This window comes from Chromobacterium subtsugae (genome assembly GCF_001676875.1).
GTDB classification, from domain to species: Bacteria; Pseudomonadota; Gammaproteobacteria; order Burkholderiales; family Chromobacteriaceae; genus Chromobacterium; species Chromobacterium subtsugae.
In genome coordinates, this window is the sequence record NZ_JYKA01000007.1 from 166,052 (window position 1) to 189,403 (window position 23,352).

At 68.0% G+C, this 23,352-nt stretch carries 28 protein-coding genes; 16 read left to right on the forward strand and 12 right to left on the reverse strand.

Going from position 1 to position 23,352, the window contains the following annotated elements:
- The first annotated feature begins 10 nt into the window (after nucleotides 1–10).
- From MY55_RS11815 to MY55_RS11825, 3 genes are all read left to right on the forward strand, one after another.
- Complete coding sequence (locus MY55_RS11815; protein WP_065202388.1) at nucleotides 11–415, forward strand: hypothetical protein; 405 nt, start codon at nucleotides 11–13, stop codon at nucleotides 413–415.
- Between the two features lie 160 nt (nucleotides 416–575).
- Nucleotides 576–1,070, forward strand: a complete 495-nt coding sequence (locus tag MY55_RS23460) for a hypothetical protein (RefSeq protein WP_146008399.1) — start codon at nucleotides 576–578, stop codon at nucleotides 1,068–1,070.
- A gap of 63 nt (nucleotides 1,071–1,133) precedes the next feature.
- Nucleotides 1,134–1,559 carry a hypothetical protein gene (locus MY55_RS11825; RefSeq protein ID WP_065202389.1) on the forward strand — a complete coding sequence of 142 codons (426 nt, stop codon included), beginning with the start codon at nucleotides 1,134–1,136 and terminating at the stop codon, nucleotides 1,557–1,559.
- Nucleotides 1,560–1,652: 93 nt separating this feature from the next.
- On the opposite strand, the gene MY55_RS11830 is transcribed toward MY55_RS11825, so the two are convergent.
- Nucleotides 1,653–2,063 (reverse strand): hypothetical protein, encoded by a 411-nt coding sequence (locus tag MY55_RS11830; protein ID WP_047243639.1) that lies wholly within the window; start codon nucleotides 2,061–2,063, stop codon nucleotides 1,653–1,655.
- A 103-nt stretch (nucleotides 2,064–2,166) separates the two neighbouring features.
- Complete coding sequence (locus MY55_RS11835) at nucleotides 2,167–2,640, reverse strand: hypothetical protein (protein ID WP_065202390.1); 474 nt, start codon at nucleotides 2,638–2,640, stop codon at nucleotides 2,167–2,169.
- Nucleotides 2,641–2,671: 31 nt separating this feature from the next.
- Between MY55_RS11835 and MY55_RS23465 the strand changes: the two genes are divergently transcribed.
- Nucleotides 2,672–2,863 carry a hypothetical protein gene (locus MY55_RS23465; RefSeq protein ID WP_157889291.1) on the forward strand — a complete coding sequence of 64 codons (192 nt, stop codon included), beginning with the start codon at nucleotides 2,672–2,674 and terminating at the stop codon, nucleotides 2,861–2,863.
- A gap of 159 nt (nucleotides 2,864–3,022) precedes the next feature.
- Here the strand turns inward: MY55_RS23465 and MY55_RS11840 are convergent, their stop codons facing one another.
- Nucleotides 3,023–3,820 carry a hypothetical protein gene (locus tag MY55_RS11840; RefSeq protein WP_065202391.1) on the reverse strand — a complete coding sequence of 266 codons (798 nt, stop codon included), beginning with the start codon at nucleotides 3,818–3,820 and terminating at the stop codon, nucleotides 3,023–3,025.
- Nucleotides 3,821–3,949: 129 nt separating this feature from the next.
- Between MY55_RS11840 and MY55_RS11845 the strand changes: the two genes are divergently transcribed.
- The 4 genes from MY55_RS11845 (at nucleotide 3,950) to MY55_RS11860 (ending at nucleotide 6,354) form a co-directional block, all read left to right on the forward strand.
- Entirely contained in the window at nucleotides 3,950–4,219 is a 270-nt protein-coding gene (locus tag MY55_RS11845) for a hypothetical protein (RefSeq protein ID WP_043573013.1), read from the forward strand.
- 172 nt (nucleotides 4,220–4,391) lie between these two features.
- Entirely contained in the window at nucleotides 4,392–4,877 is a 486-nt protein-coding gene (locus MY55_RS11850; RefSeq protein WP_047237011.1) for a hypothetical protein, read from the forward strand.
- Between the two features lie 152 nt (nucleotides 4,878–5,029).
- On the forward strand, nucleotides 5,030–5,647 hold the full coding sequence (locus MY55_RS11855; protein ID WP_043573011.1) for a glutathione S-transferase family protein: 618 nt from the start codon (nucleotides 5,030–5,032) through the stop codon (nucleotides 5,645–5,647).
- Nucleotides 5,648–5,685: 38 nt separating this feature from the next.
- Nucleotides 5,686–6,354, forward strand: coding sequence for an O-methyltransferase (locus tag MY55_RS11860; protein ID WP_043573008.1), 669 nt, complete (start codon nucleotides 5,686–5,688; stop codon nucleotides 6,352–6,354).
- Here the strand turns inward: MY55_RS11860 and MY55_RS11865 are convergent.
- From MY55_RS11865 to MY55_RS11895, 7 genes are all read right to left on the reverse strand, one after another.
- Nucleotides 6,351–6,602: a LysR substrate-binding domain-containing protein gene (locus MY55_RS11865; RefSeq protein ID WP_080509523.1), complete on the reverse strand. Its 252-nt coding sequence runs from the start codon at nucleotides 6,600–6,602 to the stop codon at nucleotides 6,351–6,353. The two genes, MY55_RS11860 and MY55_RS11865, sit on opposite strands and share 4 nt — an antisense overlap.
- 121 nt (nucleotides 6,603–6,723) lie before the next feature.
- Complete coding sequence (locus MY55_RS11870; protein ID WP_047237009.1) at nucleotides 6,724–7,503, reverse strand: EAL domain-containing protein; 780 nt, start codon at nucleotides 7,501–7,503, stop codon at nucleotides 6,724–6,726.
- 116 nt (nucleotides 7,504–7,619) lie between these two features.
- Nucleotides 7,620–8,384 (reverse strand): DeoR/GlpR family DNA-binding transcription regulator, encoded by a 765-nt coding sequence (locus MY55_RS11875; protein WP_043573004.1) that lies wholly within the window; start codon nucleotides 8,382–8,384, stop codon nucleotides 7,620–7,622.
- Nucleotides 8,385–8,428: 44 nt separating this feature from the next.
- The gene (locus MY55_RS11880; RefSeq protein WP_047257835.1) at nucleotides 8,429–9,520 is read right to left on the reverse strand and encodes an NAD(P)/FAD-dependent oxidoreductase; all 1,092 of its coding nucleotides are present in this window, start codon (nucleotides 9,518–9,520) and stop codon (nucleotides 8,429–8,431) included.
- A 13-nt stretch (nucleotides 9,521–9,533) separates the two neighbouring features.
- Complete coding sequence (locus MY55_RS11885) at nucleotides 9,534–10,052, reverse strand: GNAT family N-acetyltransferase (RefSeq protein WP_065202392.1); 519 nt, start codon at nucleotides 10,050–10,052, stop codon at nucleotides 9,534–9,536.
- Nucleotides 10,046–11,470, reverse strand: coding sequence for an aminotransferase-like domain-containing protein (locus MY55_RS11890; protein WP_065202393.1), 1,425 nt, complete (start codon nucleotides 11,468–11,470; stop codon nucleotides 10,046–10,048). Before MY55_RS11890 ends, MY55_RS11885 begins: the two co-directional genes overlap by 7 nt.
- A 4-nt stretch (nucleotides 11,471–11,474) precedes the next feature.
- Nucleotides 11,475–11,804 carry a DHCW motif cupin fold protein gene (locus tag MY55_RS11895; protein WP_047257837.1) on the reverse strand — a complete coding sequence of 110 codons (330 nt, stop codon included), beginning with the start codon at nucleotides 11,802–11,804 and terminating at the stop codon, nucleotides 11,475–11,477.
- A 134-nt stretch (nucleotides 11,805–11,938) separates the two neighbouring features.
- On the opposite strand from MY55_RS11895, the gene MY55_RS11900 reads away from it, so the two are divergent.
- The 4 genes from MY55_RS11900 (at nucleotide 11,939) to MY55_RS11915 (ending at nucleotide 16,162) form a co-directional block, all read left to right on the forward strand.
- Nucleotides 11,939–13,144 carry a benzoate/H(+) symporter BenE family transporter gene (locus tag MY55_RS11900; protein WP_047237005.1) on the forward strand — a complete coding sequence of 402 codons (1,206 nt, stop codon included), beginning with the start codon at nucleotides 11,939–11,941 and terminating at the stop codon, nucleotides 13,142–13,144.
- Nucleotides 13,145–13,247: 103 nt separating this feature from the next.
- Nucleotides 13,248–14,636 (forward strand): aminopeptidase P family protein, encoded by a 1,389-nt coding sequence (locus MY55_RS11905; RefSeq protein WP_065202394.1) that lies wholly within the window; start codon nucleotides 13,248–13,250, stop codon nucleotides 14,634–14,636.
- A gap of 92 nt (nucleotides 14,637–14,728) precedes the next feature.
- Entirely contained in the window at nucleotides 14,729–15,583 is an 855-nt protein-coding gene (locus MY55_RS11910; protein ID WP_052941639.1) for a helix-turn-helix domain-containing protein, read from the forward strand.
- 75 nt (nucleotides 15,584–15,658) lie between these two features.
- Complete coding sequence (locus MY55_RS11915) at nucleotides 15,659–16,162, forward strand: DUF2867 domain-containing protein (protein ID WP_052257940.1); 504 nt, start codon at nucleotides 15,659–15,661, stop codon at nucleotides 16,160–16,162.
- 217 nt (nucleotides 16,163–16,379) lie between these two features.
- Here the strand turns inward: MY55_RS11915 and MY55_RS11920 are convergent, their stop codons facing one another.
- Nucleotides 16,380–17,006, reverse strand: coding sequence for a bifunctional 4-hydroxy-2-oxoglutarate aldolase/2-dehydro-3-deoxy-phosphogluconate aldolase (locus MY55_RS11920; protein ID WP_043572982.1), 627 nt, complete (start codon nucleotides 17,004–17,006; stop codon nucleotides 16,380–16,382).
- Nucleotides 17,007–17,070: 64 nt separating this feature from the next.
- Nucleotides 17,071–18,903, reverse strand: a complete 1,833-nt coding sequence (gene edd, locus MY55_RS11925; RefSeq protein ID WP_047237003.1) for a phosphogluconate dehydratase — start codon at nucleotides 18,901–18,903, stop codon at nucleotides 17,071–17,073.
- 254 nt (nucleotides 18,904–19,157) lie between these two features.
- Between edd and zwf the strand changes: the two genes are divergently transcribed.
- From zwf to hexR, 4 genes are all read left to right on the forward strand, one after another.
- Nucleotides 19,158–20,636 (forward strand): glucose-6-phosphate dehydrogenase, encoded by a 1,479-nt coding sequence (gene zwf / locus MY55_RS11930; protein ID WP_047237002.1) that lies wholly within the window; start codon nucleotides 19,158–19,160, stop codon nucleotides 20,634–20,636.
- Between the two features lie 164 nt (nucleotides 20,637–20,800).
- The gene (gene pgl / locus MY55_RS11935) at nucleotides 20,801–21,478 is read left to right on the forward strand and encodes a 6-phosphogluconolactonase (protein ID WP_043572973.1); all 678 of its coding nucleotides are present in this window, start codon (nucleotides 20,801–20,803) and stop codon (nucleotides 21,476–21,478) included.
- Entirely contained in the window at nucleotides 21,459–22,505 is a 1,047-nt protein-coding gene (locus MY55_RS11940) for a glucokinase (protein ID WP_065202395.1), read from the forward strand. The genes pgl and MY55_RS11940 overlap by 20 nt, the downstream gene beginning before the upstream one ends.
- Nucleotides 22,498–23,346 carry a transcriptional regulator HexR gene (hexR, locus tag MY55_RS11945; protein WP_043572968.1) on the forward strand — a complete coding sequence of 283 codons (849 nt, stop codon included), beginning with the start codon at nucleotides 22,498–22,500 and terminating at the stop codon, nucleotides 23,344–23,346. The genes MY55_RS11940 and hexR overlap by 8 nt, the downstream gene beginning before the upstream one ends.
- Nucleotides 23,347–23,352 lie beyond the last annotated feature (6 nt).

Here is a 23,352-nt window from a genome sequence, read left to right on the forward strand (position 1 = left end):
GGTTGGGTTCTTGCTGGCCGCGCTGCTGGCCGCCGGCTTGTCGTGGCGGCAGTCCCGGCTGCCCGCCGACTGCTTCTGGCTGAGCCGCGCAGCCTGTCTGGCGCGCCTTGGCGCCGGCATGGACAAGCAGATTAGCGAGGTTTGGAGCAGCGGCCAGCGGCATGGCAGCGCGCAGTTGCTGCTGGCGCGCGACGGCCGCTACCAGATTTATTCGCTGCGGGACGATGTCGACGGCGGCATCGATGTGGCTGAGGCTGGTCGCTGGCAAGAAGTGAACGCCGAACTGACGCTGAGGCCGCTGCTGGGCGGCGCAGGCGCGGCGCGCTGCGCATCGGCAGTGCCACCAGGGGCGCTATTATCTGGCTCAATTCCCCCATCCGACGGACATGGCGCGCCAAATGCGGGCCTGGGGTGAGGATCGCTCGGGTTTGCCCCCGGCTCCGCCCAGTGCGAAGCCGGACGCAACAGCGCTGTGGCAGGGCGGCCAGACCAGCGCTTGTCCGATATGACTCAGGCTGCCGCGCTATTTTTCTTGCTGTGTTCTCTCCGTCCTATTGAAATCGAAAGCCATTTGAATGTCGGGACCAAAAGGCATTTTGCCGAAGGCGGCTGTCGCCGCCTTGCTCTTCGTTGTTTGCTGCGCGCTGTGTGCCTGCCGGCCGAATGCGCAAGTCCGCAGGGATAGCGTCAATCGTGAAGCTGAAGAACTGAGCCGCAAACTACCAGAAGAGGGCAGCCAAATCTGGCTGTACTACGGTTTGACGGTGATACAGCAGCGGCTGACGCTGGCCGCCAATGGCTATTACGCTTGGGAGTCGGCGTCCGATGACGGCGGCGCGCCGCCGCCGGATCGCGATTATGGCCGTTGGCGCGAGGAAAAGGATCAATTGGTATTGGTTTCGCAATTTGACGGCGGCGAAACGCGTTTGCAGGCGGGGTGCCGCGATGGCGAGTTTGTCTGGCTATATGGTTATGCCGACGAGGAACCCGCCTGGCATGGCAATGGCGAACACTCCTGTTCGGAAATCCAGCATCCCGCTAAATCCGATAAACCCTTGGCATTCCGATGAACGCCATTGAGCCGGGCAGGCGTTCGCTGTATTGGAAGACATTGCGATATTGGAGAAAACCGCATGAAGCAACGGATTTGGCTGGTTTGGCTGCTGGGCCTGCCATGGGCGGCGCAGGCGGCGGTGCAGAGCGATACGCGCTGTTTTGTCGCCGCCAACGGCGGCAAGCCCATCCACCTGCAATTCACGACGGTGGGCGACGCCGATGCCGACTGGACGGCGGCTTATGTGCGCTATGGCAAGCGCGGCAAAGCGATTACCTTGGTATGGCTGCGCACCGAGCAAGAAGAAATGGCTGAGGGGCGGCCCTATCAATTTACCGACGAATGGCTGGAAATCGTCGATGGCCGCATCAACGGCCGTTACACGACTATCCATCAGGGCGCCAATTATTACGGCTTTCATTACCGCGGCGCCAATGGCCGCGACATCGATTTCGACGAGGATCTGGGCGCGCGCGCCGCATCGCAACACGCATGCAAGTATTAGCGCAGGCGCCGGGATGTGGATAACTGCGAAAGCCGCTGGCGGCTGTGGATAAGCGGCGGGCAAGACCCGGCGCCGGCGCCGGGCCCTGCGCTGTTACGGCTTGGGTTTTACGCGTTTTTCGGCGGCTTTGCGAACCTTGTCGCCGTCGAACAGCACGGCGCCCTGCTTGCGGCCTTCGGCGCTGAACGTCACCCGCAGTTGGCCGTTTTCCAGCTTGGCGGTGGCATTCGTGCCGGGGTTGAAGTCGCCCAGATCATATTTCTTGACGCTGCCGCCGCAGTCGCTGCTGACCAGCACCACGTCGCGGTCTTGCAGCGCATAGCTGCTGCCGCCTTGCAGGTAGACGGAGTTGTCGGAGTCGGAGTAGATGGTTTTCTTGCCCAGGCGCAGCTCGATCCGGTCTTCGTCGGACACCACGCCGTAGCGGGTTTTGATGGTTTCGGCTCCGGCTTGGTGGCAGACGGCCAACAGGCCCAGCAGCAGGGAGAGCAGAGTCTTTTTCATGGCGGCTTCGCAAATGAGGATATGGCCGCGATTTTGCCATGCGGCGCCCTGCCATCCAATTTACCTATTCACATTGCCGGATAAATGCTTTTGAGTTATCGGCTCAGCTGATCGGCTCCAGGTAGTCCAGATGCGGGATGCGCAGCGCCATCTCGCGGCGGATGCGGTCGCGCAGCGCTTGCAGTTGCTCCCGCTTGTCGCCGCTGAACAAGCCGGGCGCGGTCCAGAAAACATCGAAACGGACTTCCCGGCTGGAGACGAAGTGGTAATACAGCTGGGTGCGCGGCTCGCCGCCTATGTATTCGCCGTCGCTCGCCGCCGGGTCGCAGCGCAGGCATTGCAGCTGGAACGCTTGCGCCGCCGCGTTGAACGCCTCTATCGCCTTGGCGCGGTCAAGATCGGCGGATTCGGCGCGGCTGCGGATGCCGTATTTCTGATTCAGTTGCGGCGCCGATGTCGCGACGCAGGCGAGCAAAGCGGCCAGCGCCAAAGGCGGGGTCAGCCAGCGCCGCGCCGCCGGCGCGGACAGTGCCAGCCGCTCGCGGCGCTCGAAGGCCAGCCGGCACAGCGGCAGCACCGCCAGCGCCAGCAGGTCGCCGTAATCGACGGTGCGGGACAGGGCAAAGGGCAGCCACGCGTTGACGGCGGCGATGGCGGGGCCGGACAGCGGGCTTTTCCACCACAGCCAGGCCAGCGCGATGGCGGCGCTGGTCGCGGCGAAGCGGCGCGGCCACAGCGCCTGGGCCAGCAGGCCCGCCAGCGCCAGCCCGGCGAAGTCGGACAGCTTGCCGCTGAGCTAGCCCGGATGGGCGGACTTCAGCCACCAGTCGTTGGCCAGCAGCAGGCATAGGGCGATCAGGAAAGGCCAGCCGGCTATCACGGCGGAGATTCGTCGAAGCATTGGAAAATCCAGATGGGAGAGGCGGCGGCGATAGAGCCAGCTTGGCTGCGGCCGACGCTCAGTTGATCGGTTCCAGGTAGTCCAGGCCGGGGATGCGCTGCGCCATCTGGTAGCGGATGCTGTCGCGCATCGCTTCCAGCCGCTCGCGCTCGCCGCCGTTGAATACGCAGGGCAACACGGTCCAGATGTCGAAACGCACTTCCTGGTTCGAAGAAAACTGGTAGCGCAGCAGCACGCTGTGTTTGCCGCCGCCTTCGTAAACGCCCTTGTCCAGCGCTGGATCGCAGCTTTCGCAGCGCAACTGGTATTGCGCCGCCACCGCGTTCAGCGCTTCCACGACCTTGACGCGGTCCATCCGCGCGGCGCTGGCGCGGCTGCGCACGCCGTACTGCTGGCTGTACGGCACGGCGGACGCGGCGCAGGCCAGCACGGCGGCCAACGCCAGGGGCGGCGCCAGCCAGCGCCGCGCCGCCGGCGCGGACAGTGCCAGCCTCTTGCGCCGGACGACGGCCAGTCGGCATAGCGGCAGCACCGCCAGCGCCAAGAGGTCGCTGTAGTCGACGGTGCGGCCGATGCGGTACGGCGCCAGCGCGTTGAAAGTCTCGATCGCGGAGCTGGAGCAGGCGCTTTTCCACCAGAGCCAGGCTGCCGCCAGGCCGGCGCAGATCTCGCCGAAACGGCGCGGCCAGGCCGCCAGCAGCACGATGCCGGCCAGCGCCAGCCCGGCGAAGTCGGACAGCTTGCCGCTGAGCCAGCCCGGATGGGCGGCTTTCAGCCACCAGTCGTTGGCCAGCAGCAGGCATAGGGCGATCAGGAAGGGCCAGCCGGAGACGGCGGCGGCGAGGCGTTTGCGCATGGAACAGGCCGGGGAAGGTGGTGGGCGCGACATTTTAACAGCCGCGCGGCCCGGCGGTCCGGAACCCGCTACACTCAGGGTGCGGGCCGGCGTCGCCCGGCGCCGGGCCGTTTTGGGGGAGGGCGAATCATGGAATGGCTGAACCGCGAAAGCCTGCTTGGCCTGATGGAGGATGTGGAGGCGGAGGACCCGATAGACTACGCCGATCTGCCGTTCGACGAACGCAATCTGCGCGAATTGATCGTCGATTCGTTGCTGGAGCGCGAGTTGGTGTTCCGCGCCGAGGAGCCGGACGCCTCGCGGCGGATGCTGGTGTATCTGGCGGCTACCGCGCGGTTGACGCTGGAGAACATGGTGCTGCATGCGCGCCTGCTGCGCGCCGGCCGCGCCGAAGACTGAAACCTGCGCCGCCATTCCAGATTCACGGTCCAATTCAATGGCTTATGACGTATGACGTTTGAGATTGTTATGGTCCGCATGGTCTATTCCGCGTAGAATCCAGCGCTTGCGCGGCGCAGCAGCTTTAGTCGCCGACGCTGTTTTCCCGGCATATAAACCATAAAGAATCGTGATGAAAAAAATACTCGCGCTGTCCGCTTGCGCGCTGGCCCTGAGCGGCTGCAGCGCCATGACCACCATGAGCAGCTCCGCGCCCAAGGGCGCGGTTTCCATCTATCAGCGCCAGCAAGTGACCACGCTGGATTTGCCCAAGACCGAAACCTATCCCACCACCAGCTTCGGCAACTATGAATTCAAGGCCACCGGCGAAGGCAAGCAGCCGCTGTACGGCTTGCTGCCGTTGAAGTTCAACGGCGGCTATGTGGCCGCCGACATCCTGTTCTTCGCTCCGGCGCTGTTCTTCAACCTGCGCGAAGTCTACCCGCTGTACGATTTCGACTTGGACAAGGGCGTGGTGCGCTACCGCCTGAAGGACACCGACAACTGGACCGAGTACAAGCCGACGCAGCCGGAAGCCGAACGCGCCCGCAGCCATATCGACTTCGCCGCCTCCCAGCCGGCGGCCGAGGCCGCGCCGGTCAAGACCGGCAGCAACTGATTCGCCTGGCCGGCGGACGTTCCCGCGGAACGGACCGCCGGCGGTTTTCTCCTTTCCCTTCCTCTCCCCGTCTTTCGACATCTCCCGATACACATATGGCATAGCGTCGATTACACTGGCGCATTCCCACCCTCCCGAGCAAAGGCATTGCCATGCTGCGTATTCTCGGCCGTACCAGTTCCATCAATGTGCGCAAGGTGTTGTGGACCTGCCACGAGATCGGCATCGACTACCAACGCGAAGACTGGGGCCGCGGCTTTCAGCCCACCAGCAGCCCGGAATTCCTGGCGCTCAATCCGCATGGGTTGATCCCGGTGGTGGTGGACGGCGATACCGTGCTGAGCGAATCCAACACCATCTGCCGCTACCTGGCCGCCAAGCACGGCCGCCACGACCTGTTGCCGCAAAACCCGGCCGCGCGCGCCCAGGTGGAGCGGTGGATGGACTGGCAGGCCGCCGATCTGAACCCCGCCTGGATATACGCCTTCCACGCCCTCAGCCGCAACAGCCCCGACCACCAGGATCCGGCGAGCATCGCCGCCAGCGTGGCGGCGTGGAAAAAGCAGATGGCGGTGCTGGAGTCGCAACTGGGCGATGGATGGATATGGGGCGATGCGTTCACCTTGGCCGACATCTCGCTGGGTCTGTCGGTGCAGCGCTGGCTGCTGACGCCGTTCGACAAGCCGCGGTTGCCGGCGGTGGAGGCTTATTACCAGCGGCTGCGCCAACGCCCGGCCTACCTTACCCACGGCAGCGACGGCGTGGCCTGAGGCCGGCCGAGGCCCGATGCCAGACAAGGAGACAAACCATGTCGGACAAGCAATGGAATGAAGTGGACGATTATTTCAGCCGCAGCCTGGTCCAGCAGGACGCCGCGCTGGAAGCGGCGCTGGCCGACAGCGCCGCCGCCGGCCTGCCGGCCATCAACGTGGCGCCCAACCAGGGCAAGTTTCTCCATTTGCTGGCGCGCATCCACGGCGCGCGGCGGATTCTGGAGATCGGCACGCTGGGCGGCTACAGCGCCATCTGGCTGGCGCGGGCGCTGCCGGCGGACGGCCGGCTGGTGACGCTGGAGTACGATCCCAGGCACGCGGAAGTGGCCGCCGCCAACCTGGCGCGCGCCGGCCAGGCCGCCAAGACGGAGATCCGCCAGGGCGCGGCGCTGGATAGCCTGGCGCAGCTGATCGCGGAAGGCGCGGCGCCGTTCGACCTGATCTTCATCGACGCCGACAAGCCCAACAATCCGCATTACCTGGAAATGGCGCTGCGGCTGTCGCGGCCGGGCACCGTGATCGTCGGCGACAACGTGGTGCGCCAGGGCGAGGTGGCCAACGCCGGCAGCGTCGACCCGGCGGTGCAGGGCACGCGCCGCTTCATCGAGCTGCTGGGCGCCAATCCGCGCCTGTCCGCCACCGCGCTGCAGACGGTGGGCGGCAAGGGTTACGACGGCTTCGCGCTGGCGATTGTGGAGGCCTAGGCGAGCACATTGGCCGCCATGTAGTCGATGAAGGCGCGCAGCTTGGGCGGCATCCGCGGCGTGGCCGGCCACAGCAGGTAGAGATTGCCGCTGCGCCGCACCGCCGGCGCGTCCAGCCTGAGCAAGGCGCCGGACGCGAGCTCGCGGTGGATGGAGAAATCGGGCAGGCAGGCGATGCCCATGCCGCGCGCGGCCAGCTCGATCAAGGCCTCGCCGGTATTGCATATGGCCTTGGACGCATTGCGCAGGCGCGCCCATGAGGAACCGGAGGCTTACACGAATCCCACCAATGAGGCTGGTGGAGTGACAGCCCCGTAACGCGGCTTGGCCGCAGGCGATACACGCGGCTCCCCAATAAACCGCCGCGCGCTACAGCTGGCGAGCCACAGCCAGCTCGCCCGGCCGCCCCAGGTAATAGCCCTGATATAGCTCGACGCCCAGCGCGCGCATCGCCTCCAGCTGCTCGGCGGTTTCGATTCCTTCGATCAGCATGCGGCTGCCGATCTGCCAGCCGAATTCCAGCAGCGCCGGCAGCCGGCTGGTTTCGCCGGCCATGTGATCGAGCAGCAGGCTGCGGTCTATCTTGATGATGTCCGGGGACAGCTCGCCCATCTTGTCGCGGCGGGCGGGCAGCGCGCCGAAGTCGTCCACCGCCAGGCCGAAGCCCATTTCCGCCGCGTGGCGCATGCCGTTCAGCAGCGGCTGGCCGTGGTGTTCCACCTCGAACTCCGGCAGCTCGAAGATCACGCCGCCGCTGTCCAGCTCCACGCTTTGCAGCATATTGTTCAACAGCGGCAGATGGGTGCGGCCGCTCTGGTCCTGCTGCACGGTGGCGGGCATCAGGTTCAGGCACAGGCAGCCGCTCTGGCTGCTTTGGGCGAAGTTGCGCACGTGGATCAGCCGCGCCAGGCGGTCGGCCTCCAGCGCCATCTCCGGCGCTTGCGCGGCGAGAAAACGGTCGGGCGCGTGCCATTCGCCGCCCTCGTCCACCACGCGCAGCAGCGCCTCGTGGCCGAACAGGCTGCCGCCCTTGTAGAAAATGGGCTGGAACGCGCTCAACAGGCGGTAGCCGGCCAGGCTGGCGCAGTAGCGGCCGGAAGCGTCGCGGTACAGCATGCTGCCCGCCTGCGCGCCGAGAGTGGGCTGCATCGCGCACCTGCCTGGGAGAGAGGACGATGTTTCAGCATAGCAAAAACACCTAGCGAAATGAGAACCGCTAATGAAAGCTTGCAGAGTATCCGGCCCTGCGCGCGGGCCGGCGGGCCTCATTCCGCGATGTGCAGCTGGGTGCCGGCCTCCTGCATCAGCCGGGCGATGGCCGGCGGCACCGGCTTGTCGGTGAACAGCGCGGCGATCTGGTTCAGCCGGCCCAGCTCCACCAGCGCCGGGCGGTCGAACTTGCTGTGGTCGGCCGCCAGGAACACCTGGCGCGACTGCTGGATGATGGCCTCGGTGGTGCGCACTTCGCGGTAGTCGTAGTCGCGCAGCGTGCCGTCGGATTCGATGCTGGACACGCCGATGATGCCGTAGTCGACGCGGAACTGGCGGATCATCTGCACTGTCGCCTCGCCGGTCAGGCCGCGGTCGCGTTTCCTCAGCGAGCCGCCCAGCACGATGACTTCGCAGTCCGGGTAATCGCACATCTGCTCGGCCACGTGCAGATTGTTGGTGATCACCCTGAGGCCGCGGTGGCGGTGCAGCGCCTTGGCCACTTCCTCGGTGGTGGTGCCCAGATTGATGAACAAGGACGCGTTGTCCGGGATGTGGCGAACCAGGCTGGCGGCGATGCGGCGCTTTTCCTCTATGCACAGTACCTGGCGCGCCTGGTAGGCGACGTTTTCCACGCTGGATAGCACGCTGGCGCCGCCGTGGTAGCGCTGCAGCTGCTGGTGCTCGGCCAGCAGCGCGATGTCGCGGCGTATGGTCTGGCGGGTGACGGCGAAATGCTCGGCCAGCTTCTCCACGCTGACATAGCTGTCGCGCCTGACCATGTCCAGCAGTTCTTGTTGTCTTTGATTCAGGATCAGCATGCTAGTTGGATTCTCCCTTTGCCGGGAATTGTAAGCGATTTGCTCTAATCGATCAGCGCTCGCGCCGCGTCGGCGATGGCGAGGCAGCTGGTCAGGCCCGGCGATTCGATGCCGAACAGGTTGACCAGTCCCTTCGCGCCGTGGACTGCCGGCCCCTGGATGATGAAGTCGGCGTCCGGCTGGCCGGGGCCGGCGATCTTGGCGCGGATGCCGGCGTAGCCGGGCGACAGCGCGCCGTCCGGCAGTTGCGGCCACCAGGCGCGCACCGCGCGGTAGAAGGCTTCCGCCCGCGCCGGGTCCACCCGGTAATCGACGCCGTCCAGCCATTCCACATCCGGGCCGAAGCGCGCCTGGCCGGAGAGGTCCAGCGTCAGGTGGCTGCCCAGGCCGCCGGCTTCCGGCAGCGGGTAGATCAGCCGCGAGAACGGCGCGCGGCCCTGCAGCGAGAAATACACGCCGCGCGCGTAATGGGCTTGGGGGATGGCCTCCGGCGGCAGGCCCGCGAGGGCGCGGGCGACATCCGGCGCGAACAGGCCGGCGGCGTTGACTACCCGGCTGGCCAGGATTTCCATGCCGGCGACGCGCAATACGATGCCGTCCGGCGTAATCTCGCCGCTCTCCAGTGGCGATTCCAGCGCCAGCTGCGCGCCGGCCGCCTCGGCGTCGCCCAGCAGCGCCAGCATCAGCGCGTGGCTGTCGACGATGCCGGTAGACGGCGACAGCAGCGCGGCGGCGCAATCCAGCGCCGGCTCCAGCGCGCGGGCCTCGTCCGCCGTCAGCCGCTGGATGTCGGCCACGCCGTTGGCGCGCGCTTGCTTCTCCAGCGCGGCCAGTTTGGCCAATTGCCCGGCATGGCTGGCGACGATCAGCTTGCCCAGCCGCTGGTGCGGTATGGCGCGCTCGGCGCAGTAGCGGTACAGCGCGTCGCGGCCGGCCAGGCACAGCTTCGCCTTCAGGCTGCCGGCCGGGTAGTACAGGCCGGCGTGGATCACCTCGCTGTTGCGGCTGGACGCGTGCTGGCCTATCGCCTGCTCCGCCTCCACGATTACCACTTCGCGGCCGTTCTCGGCCAGCGCCTTGGCGACGGCCAGGCCCACCACGCCGGCGCCGACCACCACGGTATCGATTCTGTCCATGTCGCGTCCTTAATCAGGCCGGGCGCAGCGCGCGGCGCATGGCGATGCGCTGCCGCAGGCCGGCTGCGCTTTCCGCCGCCAGCCGCGCGGCCAGCGCCGAGCCGGCCGCCGGCGCGTGCTCGGCGTAGCCGTGGCGGTGGTAAAACGGCGCGTTCCACGGCAGGTGGGCAAAGGTGGTCAGCGTGACGGCGGCGAAGCCGGCGCCTTCGCCGTGGGCGGCGACTTGCGCCAGCAGCGCGGCGCCGATGCCGCGGCGCGCGTGCGCCGGGTCGACGTCCATTTCGGCCAGATGCAGCTGGCCGTCGACGATTTCGGCCATGGCGAAGCCGACGGCGCGGCCGTCTTGCTCCGCCGTCCATAGCAGGCCGGCGTCGGCGGCCGCGCGCAGCGCCGCCTCGGGCAGCGTGCGCGCGCGCAGCGCCAAGGGCAGGTCGGCCGGAGAGAACAGCCGCGCGGCCAGGCTTTCTATCTCGGCCAGGCGGGAAAAATCGGCGCTTCGGGCCGGGCGGATGACGAGATCGGCAATCAGCATGGGCTCCTCAATTGTTCGGCGGCCAGTTGCCCCAGCCGGGCGATGGCCTGTTGTTGCGCCGCGTCCCAGGGCTGGCCGAAGTTCAGCCGCAGGCAGTGGCGAAAGCGCGGCTCGGCAGAGAACAGCATGCCGGGGGCGAAGCTGATCGATTCTCGCAGCGCCGCCTCCAGCAGCCGGCCGCTGTCCAGGCCCTCCGGTCCTTCCACCCACAGCAATAGTCCGCCTTGCGGCCGCCGCAGCCGGGTGCCGCGCGGAAAGGCCGCCAGCACCGCGTCGGCCACTTGCTCCATCTGCCTGGCCAGCTGGCTGCGCAGGCGCTGGCTGATGCGGGCGTAGTCGCCGCTGGCCAACAGGTCGCTCAGCGTGCCCAAGAGCAGCGCCGGGCTGACCAGGCTGCTGCTGGCGCGCAGCCGCTCCAGCGCGGCGTGGCGGCGGCCGCCGGACAGCCAGCCCAGCCGGAACGACGGCGCCAGGCTCTTGGTGAACGACGCGCAGTAGATCACGTCGCCGTCGCGGTCCCAGGCTTTCAGCGGCGTCGGCCGCGCCTCGTCGAAATGCAGCTCGCCGAACACGTCATCCTCGATAATGGCCACGCCGTGGCGGCGCGCCAGCGCCAGCAGCCGTTTTTTATTGTCGTCCGGCATCAAGGCGCCGGTGGGATTCTGGTAATTGGTCACCGTCACCAGGCAGCGCACCGGCGGGCCGTATTGCAGCGCGAACTCCAGCGCCTCCAGCGACAGGCCGGCGTCCGGCGTGCAGGGAATCTCCAGCGCCTTCAGCCCCAGCGCCGCCAGCGTCTGCAGCAGGCCGAAGTACACCGGCGTCTCCACCGCCACCGTGTCGCCGGGGCGGGCCAGGTGGCGCAGCGCCAGGCTGATGCCTTCGGTGATGCCGTTGCAGAACAGGATTTCGTCCGACGGTATCGCCAACTGCCAGCCGGCGGCCAGCTGGCGCAGTTGCTCGCATAGCCGGTCGTGCTGGCTGGCCGGCAGATAGGCGCCGATCAGCTCCGGCCGCTGCTGCAACGCGTTTTGCAGCCGGCGCGCCAGCTCCGCCGACGGGTACAAACAGTGGTGGGCTTCGGCCATGTGCAGCTGCACCGCCACATTGGAGGCGGATAAGGCCACCAGCTGCGACATGCGGCTGTCCACCTCCACCAGCGTGGCCGGCGAGGGCAGCGCCTTGTCCGGCTTGCCGGCGGCCGAGGCCGGCGGCAGCGCGGCGAAGAAGCCGGCGCGCGGCCGCGCCACCACCCGCTGCCGCTGTTCCAGCCAGCGGTAGGCGGCCAGCGCGGTCAGGCTGTTGACGCCATGGTTTTCAGCTAGCTGGCGCACCGAGGGCAGCCGGCTGCCGGGCGGAAACTCGCCGGCGTCGAGCCGGGTTTGCAGTTGGCGGGCGATGTCCTGGTATTGCGGCATGGGCTTAGTCGACGATGAACAGCTTGGCGCCTTGCGGCGCGCGGGAACGATGGGCCTCGGCGTGGTCCGCCACCTGGTAGCTCATGCCGGGCTTGAGGATGAAGACGCGGCCATCGTCCAGTTCGGTGTGCAGTTCGCCCTCCAGGCACAGCAGGATATGGCCCTTCTCGCACCAGTGGTCGGCCAGGTAGCCCGGCGTGTATTCCACCATCCGCACCCGGATGTCGCCGAACTGGCGGCTGCGCCAGTAGGCGCGGCCTTGTTCGCCAGGGTGTTCGGCGGCGGGAATATCCGCCCAGTCGGTGACGCCGAAGGGAATGCCGCTCAGCTGCATGCAAGTCTCCTGTGGGAGTGACTGTTATATAGAACAGATAAGCCGCAGCATAAACTGTTTGGCCCAGCTGTGGGAGCGCGCGCTGCGCCGGCCGTGGCACGCTGGCGACATTGGTTTTCATCAGGAGAGTCGCCATGTGGCAAACCTTGCGGCGCGACGCTGCCCCCTCCGCCTTGCTGGCCGCCGTTCTGGCGCTGTTGGTCGGCTTTTCCGGCCCGTTTCTGATCATCGTCCATGCCGCGCAGTCGGCCGGGCTGTCGCAGGCGCAGCTGGCGTCCTGGGTGTGGGCGGTGTCCATCGGCTCCGGCGTGGCCGGGCTGTGGCTGAGCCTGCGTTGGAAAACGCCGGTGATCGCCGCCTGGAGCACGCCGGGCGCGGCGCTGCTGCTGGCCGGCCTGCCCGGCGTGCCGTATCCGGAGGCGGTGGGCGCCTTCCTCGCCGCCGCCGCCATCGTCACGCTGGTGGGCGCGAGCGGCTTGTTCGACCGGCTGATGGCGCTGTTCCCGCCGGCGCTGGCGGCGGCCCTGCTGGCCGGCATCCTGTTTCATTTCGTCGGCGAAGTGGTGGCCGAGGCGGCCGGCCATCTGGGCCTGGTGCTGACGATGGCGGGGCTGTTCTTCATCGGCCGCCGCTGGTTTCCGCGCTGGGGGCTGCTGGCCGCCATCGCCGCCGGCGCGGCCTTGTCGGCGGGCGAGCTGCACGCGCCGGCTGCCAGCGCCCTGTCCATCGTCGCGGTGCCGCTGTTCACCTGGCCGGCGTGGTCATGGTCCGCTTTCATCAACCTGGCCCTGCCGCTGGCGCTATTGGCGCTGACCAGCCAGTTCCTGCCCGGCATGGCGGTGCTGCGCGCCTTCGGCTACCAGGTGCCGGCGCGCTCGCCGGTGACCGCGCTGGGCTTGGCCTCGGTGCTCACCGCGCCGTTCGGCGGCCATGGCGTCACGCTGGCCGCCATCATCGCCGCCATCTGCACCGGGCCGGAGGCGCATCCGGACCGCAGCCGCCGCTATGTGGCCGGCGTGTTCTGCGGGCTGATCTACATCGTCATGGGCGCGCTGGGCGGCGCGCTGGCGGCGCTGGCGCTGGCCCTGCCCAAGGCGCTGCTGGTGACCGCGGCCGGCCTGGCGCTGTTCGGCACGCTGGCGTCGTCGCTGGGCGCGGCGCTGGCCGATGCCGAGCATAGGGAGTCGGCGCTGCTCACCTTCGTGGTGGCGGCTTCCGGCGTCAGCTTCGCCGGCCTGGGCGCGCCCTTGTGGGCGATGCTGGCCGGCGGCCTGCTGTGCCGGCTGTTGACTCCGGGCAAGTCCCCGGCGCAAAAGGCGGAAACGGCGGCGGCGCGCTAGGGTGGGCAGCTGGCCGGCCGGCGCGGCGCGTGATAAGTTAGGCGGTTGTATACAATATCATCCGCGCGACGACCCGCCGCATCGCGCGCTCAAGGAGAAATGCATGTTCGCCCCTTCCGTCTATGCCCAGCGCCGCGCCCGTCTGCAAGCTTCCGGCCTGTCCGGCCTGCTGCTGTTCGTCGGCAACGTCGATTCGCCGATGAACTACCACGACAACACCCTGCCCTTCGTGCAGGACTCCAGCTTCCGCTACTTCTTCGGTCTGAACGAGCCGGGCCTGGCCGGCGCCATCGACGCCGACAGCGGCGAAGCGACGCTGTTCGGCAATGACCCGGACGTGGCCGACATCGTCTGGACCGGCCCGCTGCCGTCCCTGGCCGAGCGCGCCGCCAAGGTGGCGCTGTCGCGCAGCCGTCCGTACGCCGAGCTGGCCCAGGCGGTGGCCGAAGCCCGCGCCGCCGGCCGTCCGGTGCGCTACCTGGCGCCTTACCGCGGCGAGACGCTGATCGAGATGGGCCGCCTGCTGGACACCCATCCGGCGCAGGTGAAGGCGGGCTTCTGTCCCGAGCTGACCCGCGCGGTGGTGGCGCTGCGCGAGATCAAGGGCGCGGAAGAGATCGCCGAGATGGAAGCCGCGCTGGGCGTCACCCACGCGATGCACATCGCCGCGATGCAGAACGCCAAGCCCGGCGTGGTGGAATACCAGGTGGTGGGCATCATGGAAGGCATCATGCGCCGCCATGACTGGCAGCTGGCCTACCCGTCCATCTTCTCCAAGCGCGGCGAAGTGCTGCACAATCACCACCACGACCACGTGCTGCAGCAGGGCGACCTGGTGCTGAACGACACCGGCTGCGCCAGCGGCGGCGGCTACGCCAGCGACATCACCCGCACTTTCCCGGTGGGCGGCAAGTTCTCCACCCGCCAGCGCGAGCTGTACGACATCGTGCTGGAGATGCAGGAGGCCGCCATCGCCGCGGTCAAGCCGGGCGTCAAATACCAGGACATCCACAAGCTGTCCGCCGCGGTGATGGTGGAGCGGATGGCCGCGCTGGGCTTCTTCCAGGGCGACGTCGACGCCATCGTCGAATCCGGCGCCTACGCCATCGCCTTCCCGCACGGCCTGGGCCACCAGATCGGCATGGACGTGCATGATATGGAAGCGCTGGGCGAAGACCTGGTGGGCTATGGCGACGGCACCGAGCGCAGCAAGCTGTTCGGCCTGGGCTACCTGCGCCTGGGCAAGACGCTGAAGGCCGGCATGGCGCTGACGGTGGAGCCGGGCGTCTACTTCATCCCGGCGCTGATCGAAGCCTGGGAGAAGGAAGGCCGCCACAGCCAGTTCATCAACTACGCCAAGTTCCGCGAATACGCCGACTTCGGCGGCATCCGCATCGAGGACAACGTGCTGGTGACCGAAACCGGCAGCCGCGTGCTGGGCGAGCCGATCCCGAAGACGGTGGACGAAGTGGAAGCGGTGATGGCCGTATAAGCCACCCGGCTCCGCGGCGAGAAACGCCCCGCGATGCGGGGCGTTTCTGCGCCCGGCCTGCGGATTGACCGGCCGGCCGCGATGGCGACACAATGACGCCAGTCTATTTCGCGCCGGCCGCCATGACCCACCCGCCGCTCCCTGCGCTCCATCCGCCGCCGCCCGGCCTGGCCGCGCTGTTGGGCGACATGCTGGACATCGCGCTGCCCGGCGGCCCGCTGCTGCTGCCGGCCACCCTGCACCCGATGCTGCTGTTCATCGCCGGCGGCGACATCCATTTGGCCAAACACGGCGCGTTGGCGCCGGCCGGCTTGTTGGGCGGCAGCGCCGGCGTCAGGCTGCTGGCGGCCTCGCCCGGCGCCCGCATCCTGATGGCCTGGCTCAAGCCTGGCCAATTGCCGCGCTTGTTCGGCATCGCCGCCGGCGAGATATTCGACGCCTACCTGCCCTTGGACAGCCTGCTGCCGCCGGCTTGGCTGTCGCCGCTTGGCGATGCCGTTGGCGACGACTGGCTCCCGCCGGCGCAGGCGCTGCTGAGCCGCCTGGCTGGCCGGCACGGCCAGCGCGCGCCCACGCTGGCGCTGCCGGCCGACTGGCCCCGGCGCAGCGCGGATCAGCTGGCCGCGCATTTCGGCCTCAGCCTCCGGCAGTTCGAACGCCGCTTCCGCGCCGGCGCCGGCCAGAGTCTGCGCGCTTTCCGGCCGCAGGCGCGGCTGAACCGCTTATTGCTGCATGCCCGCTGGACGCCGTCGCCCGACTGGGCCGATGTGGCCGCCGCCGCCGGCTACGCCGACCAGGCCCATCTGCACCGCGATTTCGTCCGCTTCGCCGGCCGCACGCCGTCGGCCTATGTCCAGGGACTGGGCGACGACCCGGCGCTGCGGCTGTACCGCTTGCCCAGAGAGGCTATTCTGCGGATGTGCGCCGAACCCGGCCTGCGCGCCTGACGCGCGTCGTTTCGCTTCAAGACGGCCCCGCCGCGGTTCGGCATGCTGTGCTCATCTCTAGCCAGGGAGGCCTCCATGTCTGTCCATCACGATTTTTCCGCCATTCCGCCGCTAACCGACGCCGCCAGCCGCTATCCCTGGCAAGACTGCTGCAGCGTCCCGCTGCCGCCCGATGCGCCGGCGGCCGACGCCGCCGACTTGTTGCGCGCCTTTTCCCGCGCGATGCCGCCCTGGGCCCGCGCGCTGATGCGGCTGCGCGACCGGCTGGTGTCGCCGCTGGGCCTGAAGATTGACCAAACCAACCACACTGGCGGGGCGCCGGTCGAGCCCTTCCATGTCGGCCAGCAACTGGGCGTGTTCCGCGTGCTGTACCTGGGCGAGCGCGACGCGGTGCTGGGCGAGGACGACCGCCATCTGGATTTCCGGCTGGTGTTGCAGTGGCGGCCGGGGCGTTTGCATGTGAGCACGCTGGTGCGGCCGCATAATGGCTTGGGGAGGACGTATCTGGCGCTGGTGACGCCGTTTCATCATCTTATTGTGGCCGCGAGCATGAAGAGAATGGCCGAGGCATTGGGGTGAGATGTTAGGGCGCGTCGCCCCTGCGGGGGGAAGCGCCTTGCAGATGAGATCGAACCGGCGTGGCCATGCCCCCTTCGCGCCACCCACAGGCTATCCAGAGGCTATCCAGAAGTTATCCACCGCTTTATCCACAGCCTTGCGCCGGCCAGCGCCGCGCAATGACAAACAGGCCGCCGGAGTGCTCCGGCGGCCTGTCGCATGGGGCAGGGGGGCGGGTTTAGCCGCGCGCCAGTTGGGTCGCTTCGCGCGCCAGCTGGGTGATGCGGCCCCAGTCGCGGGCGGCGATGGCGTCGTCCGGCGTCAGCCAGCTGCCGCCCACGGCCAGCACGTTCGGCAGCGCCAGGTATTCCGGCGCTTTCTTGATGTCGATGCCGCCGGTCGGGCAGAAGCGCAGGTCCGGGAAGGGGCTGGCCAGCGACTTCAGCAGCTTGACGCCGCCCACCGCCTCGGCCGGGAACAGCTTCAGCGTGTTGAAGCCTTCGTCTTGCGCCCACATCGCTTCGGACGGGGTGGCGATGCCGGGGATCAGCGTCAGCTGCGACGCGCGCGCCGCCGAGGCCAGCTCGGCGGAGAAGCCGGGGCTGATGCCGAACTGCGCGCCGGCGTCCACCGCCGCTTCCAGCTGGGCGCGGTTGCGCAGCGTGCCGGCGCCGACGATGGCTTCCGGCACTTCGTCGCGCATGCGGCGCATCGCCGCCAGCGCCGCCTTGGTGCGCAGCGTCACTTCCAGCACCTTGATGCCGCCGTCCACCAGCGCGCGGGCCAGGTCCACCGCCACCGCGGCGTCGTTGACGATGATCACCGGAACCACCGGGCCCTGGCGCAGTACAGTCAAAGCATCCATGTATTTCTCCTGTTGGCGGGCGGCGCTTGGTCCGCGCCGCCTTGCTGAATCATGCGGGCCGGGCTCAGTTCCAGGCCGGGTGGCGGAAGCTCATCGCGCCGGCCTCGGCTTCGTCGGCCGTGTGGCGGAAGCCGGCGAACAACTCGCGGCCCATGCCGTATTCATTGTGCGACAGATCGGCCTGAACCTGTTCGCGCGCCGCCCATTCGGCGGCGTTCACCAGCGCGGCCAGCTCGCCGGTATGCGCGTCGACGCGGATCAGGTCGCCGTCGCGCACCTTGCCGATGGCGCCGCCGGATAGCGCTTCCGGCGACACGTGGATGGCGGCCGGCACCTTGCCGGACGCGCCGGACATGCGGCCGTCGGTCACCAGCGCCACCTTGAAGCCGCGCTCCTGCAGGATGGTCAGCGCCGGGGTCAGCTTGTGCAGCTCCGGCATGCCGTTGGCGCGCGGGCCCTGGAAGCGGATCACCGCGACGAAGTCTTTTTCCAGCTCGCCGCGCTTGAACGCCGCCAGCATGTCGTTCTGGTCGTGGAACACTACCGCCGGCGCTTCCACCACGCGGTGTTCCGGCTTCACCGCCGACACCTTGATCACCGCGCGGCCGATATTGCCGGCCATCAGCTTCAGGCCGCCGTCGGCGGAGAACGGGTTGGAAGCCGGGCGCAGCACGCTGTCGTCGCCGCTTACCGCCGGCGCGTCGCGCCATTTCAGCTCGCCGTTGTCCAGCCACGGCTCACGGGTGTAATGCGACAGGCCGCGGCCCATCACCGTGCCCACGTCTTCGTGCAGCAGGCCGGCGGCCAGCAGTTCGCGGATCACGAAGCCCATGCCGCCGGCGGCGTGGAAGTGGTTCACGTCGGCCTTGCCGTTGGGGTAGGCGCGCACCAGCAGCGGGATGACGGCCGACAGTTCGTCGAAATCGTCCCAGTTGATGTCGATGCCGGCGGCGCGGGCGATGGCGACGATGTGCATGGTGTGGTTGGTGGAGCCGCCGGTGGCCAGCAGGCCGACGATGGCGTTGACGATGGATTTCTCATCGATCATCTCGCCCACCGGGGTGAACTGCTCGCCCTGGGCGGCGATCTTGGCGGCCTGGACGGCGGCGGCGCGGGTCAGCGCCTCGCGCAGCGCGGTGTTAGGGTTGACGAAGGCGGCGCCCGGCAGGTGCAGGCCCATGATCTCCATCAGCATCTGGTTGGAGTTGGCGGTGCCGTAGAAGGTACAGGTGCCGGGGCCATGGTAGGACTGGCACTCCGATTCCAGCAGCGCGTCGCGGCCCACCTTGCCCTCGGCGTACAGCTGGCGCACCTTGGCCTTGTCGTCGTTGGCGATGCCGGTGGTCATCGGACCGGCCGGGACGAACAGCGCCGGCAGGTGGCCGAAGGTCAGCGCGCCTATCATCAGGCCGGGCACGATCTTGTCGCACACGCCCAGGTAGAGCGCGGCGTCGAACATCTGGTGGCTCAGCGCCACCGCGGTGCTCATGGCGATGACGTCGCGGCTGAACAGCGACAGCTCCATGCCGGCCTGGCCCTGGGTGACGCCGTCGCACATCGCCGGCACGCCGCCGGCGAATTGGGCGGTGGCGCCGGCCGCCAGCGCGGCTTCTTTCAGCCAGGCCGGGAAGGCCTGCAGCGGCTGGTGGGCCGACAGCATGTCGTTGTAGGAAGACACAATCGCCAGATTGGGGCGGTGCTCTTCCTTCAGATGGATTTTCATATTGTCCGGCATCGCCGCGAAGGCGTGGGCCAGATTGGTGCACGACAAATGGGCCCGCTCCACCCGGCCCTGCTGGGCGGCGGCGCGCGCGCGCGCGAGATAGGCGCTGCGGCGCGCTTGGCTGCGCTGGACGATGCGGTCGGTAACGGCGGACAGGGTGGGATGCAAGGCCATGATGACGTTCCGTGATGAATTGAAGCAGATGGTAGTTTTACTACACGCAAAATGCAAGGCGCGCTACGCGCCGCCGACGGCGGCCTAGCGTGACTATCCGCTTTCCCGCTTGAGATTTCCAGCGGAATTTCCCGATTGTTGAGCCAGGGCAAAAGGTGTTGCAAAAGCGGCCACTTGCGGGGTTCCGGCATAGACAGCGCGGTATCGAATGGTAATATAACTACATCTAATACACTTCGAGATGGAAGATCAGGATGGAGACCCGTTCTACCCCTACCCCGGCCTTCGACATGGTGCTGTTCGGCGGCGCCGGCGATCTGGTGATGCGCAAGCTGCTGCCCTCGCTGTACCAGGCGCACGCCGCCGGCCTGCTCAACGAGCAGGGCCGCATCCTGGCGCTGGGCCGCAAGGACCTGAGCCGCGACGACTACCTGGCTTCCGTCGAGAAACAATCCCGCATCCACATCAAGAGCCACTTCGATGACGCCGCCTGGCAAAGCTTCTGCGCCCGCATCGACTACCTGAAGGTGGACGCCTCGCAGGCGGCCGACTTTCCGGCGCTGGCGGAAAAAGTCGGCGACGACAGCGGCAAGGTGGTGGTCTGTTACCTGGCCACCGCGCCCAATCTGTTCGCCGGCATTTGCGACAACTTGGCGGCGGTGGGGTTGAACCGCCCCAATGTGCGGGTGGTGCTGGAAAAGCCGCTGGGCACCGATCTGGAGTCGTCCAACGAGATCAACGACGATGTCGCGCGCTTCTTCAAGGAAGAGCAGCTGTACCGGATCGACCACTACCTGGGCAAGGAGTCGGTGCAGAACCTGATGGCGATCCGCTTCGCCAACGCGCTGTTCGAGCCGCTGTGGCGCCGCGAATGGATACACGACGTGCAGATCACCATCTCCGAGGAGCTGGGGGTGGGCAGCCGCGGCGATTTCTACGACGGCACCGGCGCGCTGCGCGACATGGTGCAAAACCACCTGCTGCAGCTGCTGTGCATCGTGGCGATGGAGCCGCCGGCCAATATGGAAGCCGACGCGGTGCGCGACGAGAAGCTGAAGGTGCTGAAGGCGCTGCGGCCGTTCAGCGAGCAGGACGTCGCCGCCAAAACCGTGCGCGGCCAGTACAAGGCCGGCGCCATCGGCGGCCAGCCGGTGGTCGGCTACCAGGACGAGAACGGCATCCCGGCCGGCAGCCAGACTGAAACCTTCGTCGCCCTCAAGGCCGAGATCGACAACTGGCGCTGGGCCGGCGTGCCCTTCTTCCTGCGCACCGGCAAGCGGATGCAGGAGCGGCTGGCCGAAATCGTCATCAATTTCCGCGACGTGCCGCACCAGCTGTTCACCGGCCCGATGGGCGGCAGCCACACCGCCAACCGGCTGGTGATCCGCCTGCAGCCGGAGGAAAGCATCCGCCTGTACTTCCTGGCCAAGGAGCCCGGCGACACCATGCGCCTGCAGCCGGCCTACCTGGACCTGGACTTCTACAAGGCCTTCAAGGTGCGCCGCGCCGACGCCTACGAGCGCCTGCTGCTGGACGTGATCCGCGGCAAGCTGGCGCTGTTCATGCGCCGCGACGAGCTGATCGAAGCCTGGCGCTGGGTGGAGCCGATCATGGATACCTGGAGCCGCAGCAACAACGCCCCGCCCAAGCAGTACACCGCCGGCAGCTGGGGCCCGGCGGCCTCCAGCGCGCTGCTGTCGCGCGACGGCATAGGCTGGCACGAGGAGTGTTAAGGCAGGGCGGAAGCCCCCAAAGGGGGCGTTCCGCTTTTTTCATCTTCATCGCCGAACATGGCGGAGCGCCCGCATGGCGGGCTTCCGCCTTACGAAAACACCGCCAGGACGGAAAATCCGCATAGCCGTTTTCCGCCCTGGCAAGCCACAACCGAGGTACGCGTATGAACTGGTTGGAATTCCCCGACGCCGCGCAGCAAACCGACGCGCTGGCCAACAGCGTGGCTTCGCGGCTGTCCGCCGCGATAGCCAGCCGCGGCCAGGCGGTGCTGGCGGTGTCCGGCGGCAAGTCGCCGATCCCGTTTTTCCAGCTGCTCAGCGAAATGGCGATAGACTGGTCGCGCGTCACCGTCACCCTGGTGGACGAACGCTTCGTCGCGCCGGACCACCCGGACAGCAACGCCGGCCTGGTGCGGCAACACCTGCTGCGAAACCGCGCCGCGCCGGCGCGCTTCTTGCCGCTGGTGCGCGCCGCCGCCGACATCGACGCCGAAGTGGCGGCCGATTGCCATGAATTCATCGCGCCCGACGTCGCGGTGCTGGGCATGGGCGAGGACGGCCACACCGCCTCGCTGTTCCCCGCCGCCGCCGAACTGGCCGCCGGCCTCGACCCGGCAGGCAGCCGCCCGCTGCTGGCGGTGACGCCGCCGGCCGCGCCGCACCGCCGCGTGTCGATGAGCTACGCCGCGCTGCTGCAGGCCGGCTGCCTGATCCTGTCGATCCAGGGCGCGAAAAAGCGCGAGGTGCTGGAAGCCGCCGCCCGCGGCCGCGACGACGCGCTGCCGATCAGCCATTTCCTGGCCCAGGACAAGGCGCCGCTCGATGTCTACTGGTCTGCCTGAAGCCTGGCCGCGGCTGCTGGCCGACATCGGCGGCAGCAACGCCCGCTTCGCGCTGGAAACCGGCCCCGGGGTGATAGAAGACATCCTGGTGCTGGCCAACGCGCAGTACCCGACGCTGGAAGACGCGCTGAAAAGCTATCTGGCCCAGGTGGGCGCGCGCCGCGTCGCCCACGCCGCCATCGCCATCGCCAATCCGCTGAACGGCGACTGGGTGGCGATGACCAACTGCCACTGGGCGTTTTCGATCGAGGCCACCCGCCAGGCGCTGGGCTTCGCCACCTTGCTGCTGCTCAACGATTTCACCGCGCTGGCGCTGGCCCTGCCCGGGCTGCCGCGCGCCGAGCTGGAGCAGATAGGCGTCGGCGCGGCCCGCGCCGACGCGCCGCTGGCGCTGATCGGCCCCGGCACCGGCCTCGGCATGTCGGCGCTGGTGCCGCATGCCGGCGGCTGGCGCGCGCTGTCCGGCGAAGGCGGCCACGCCTCGTTCGCGCCGGCCGACGAGCGCGAAGCCGGCATCTGGCGCTACGCCGCCGCGCGCTTCGGCCATGTCTCCTATGAGCGGCTGCTGTCCGGCCCCGGCCTGGAATTGCTATACCAGGCGCTGAGCGCGCGCGACGGCGAAAGCGCCGAGCCGCGCGGCGCGGCCGAAATCAGCGCGCTGGGCTTGTCGGCGCGCTGCCTGCGCTGCCGCGAAGCGCTGGAAATCTTCTGCGGCATCCTCGGTTCGGCGGCCGGAAACCTGGCCTTGACCCTCGGTGCCCATGGCGGGGTATATATAGGTGGTGGTATTGTGCCGCGTCTGAGCGGTTTTTTTGAACAATCCCCATTTCGCCGCCGTTTCGAGGACAAGGGACGGATGTCGGCCTATCTCGCCGCCATCCCGGTTTATCTGATTACCAGCGCCTACCCGGCCCTGCCGGGCGTGGCCGCCCATCTGGCGGCCCATCTGGCGTCGCGCAGCGACCATGCCCCGGTGGATGCCTCCACCCCTCCTCGAGGCGGCTTTGCAGGAGACATGCATGCTTGATCGCATCCGAGGCCAACTGGAGACGCTGTCTTCGGCCGAGCGCAAGGTGGCCGAGCTGGTGCTGGAACAACCCTACACCGTGATCCAGGCCGCGGTGGCCGACATCGCGCGCAACGCCGGCGTCAGCCAGCCCACCGTGATCCGTTTCTGCCGCACCGTCGGTTGCTCCGGCCTGCCCGACTTCAAGCTGAAGCTGGCCGGCAGCCTGGTGACCGGCGTGCCCTACGTCCACTCCAGCGTGCGTCCGGAGGACCCGACCTCGGAAATCGTCGCCAAGGTGTTCGACAACACCGTGTCGGCGCTGCTCAAGTGCCGCAACGACGTCAATCCGCAGGCGATAGAAGCCGCGGTGCGGCTGCTGACCGACGCCAACCGCATCGAATTCTACGGCCTGGGCAACTCCGGCATCATCGCCGCCGACGCCCAGCACAAATTCTTCCGCTTCGGCATTCCCACCGTCGCCTATTCCGACACCCACATCCAGATGATGGCGGCGTCGGTGCTGGGGCCGGAGGATGTGCTGGTGGCCATTTCCAGCTCCGGCCGCACCATGGAGCTCTTGGAAGCGGTGGACGTGGCCATCGCCGCCGGCGCCAAGGTGATCGCGCTGACCACCAGCGGCTCGCCGTTGGCGCGCCGCGCCACGGTGTCCTTGATCGCCGACACGCTGGAAGACAATGAAACCTATAGCCCGATGATCTCGCGCATCGTGCACCTGGTGCAGATCGACATCCTGGCGGTGAGCGTGGCGCTGCGCCGCGGCCCGGGCCTGATCCGCCAGCTGGAAAAGACCAAGCACAGCCTGAAGAACCGCAGGCTGGACAATAGACAACCGGAATAGGACATA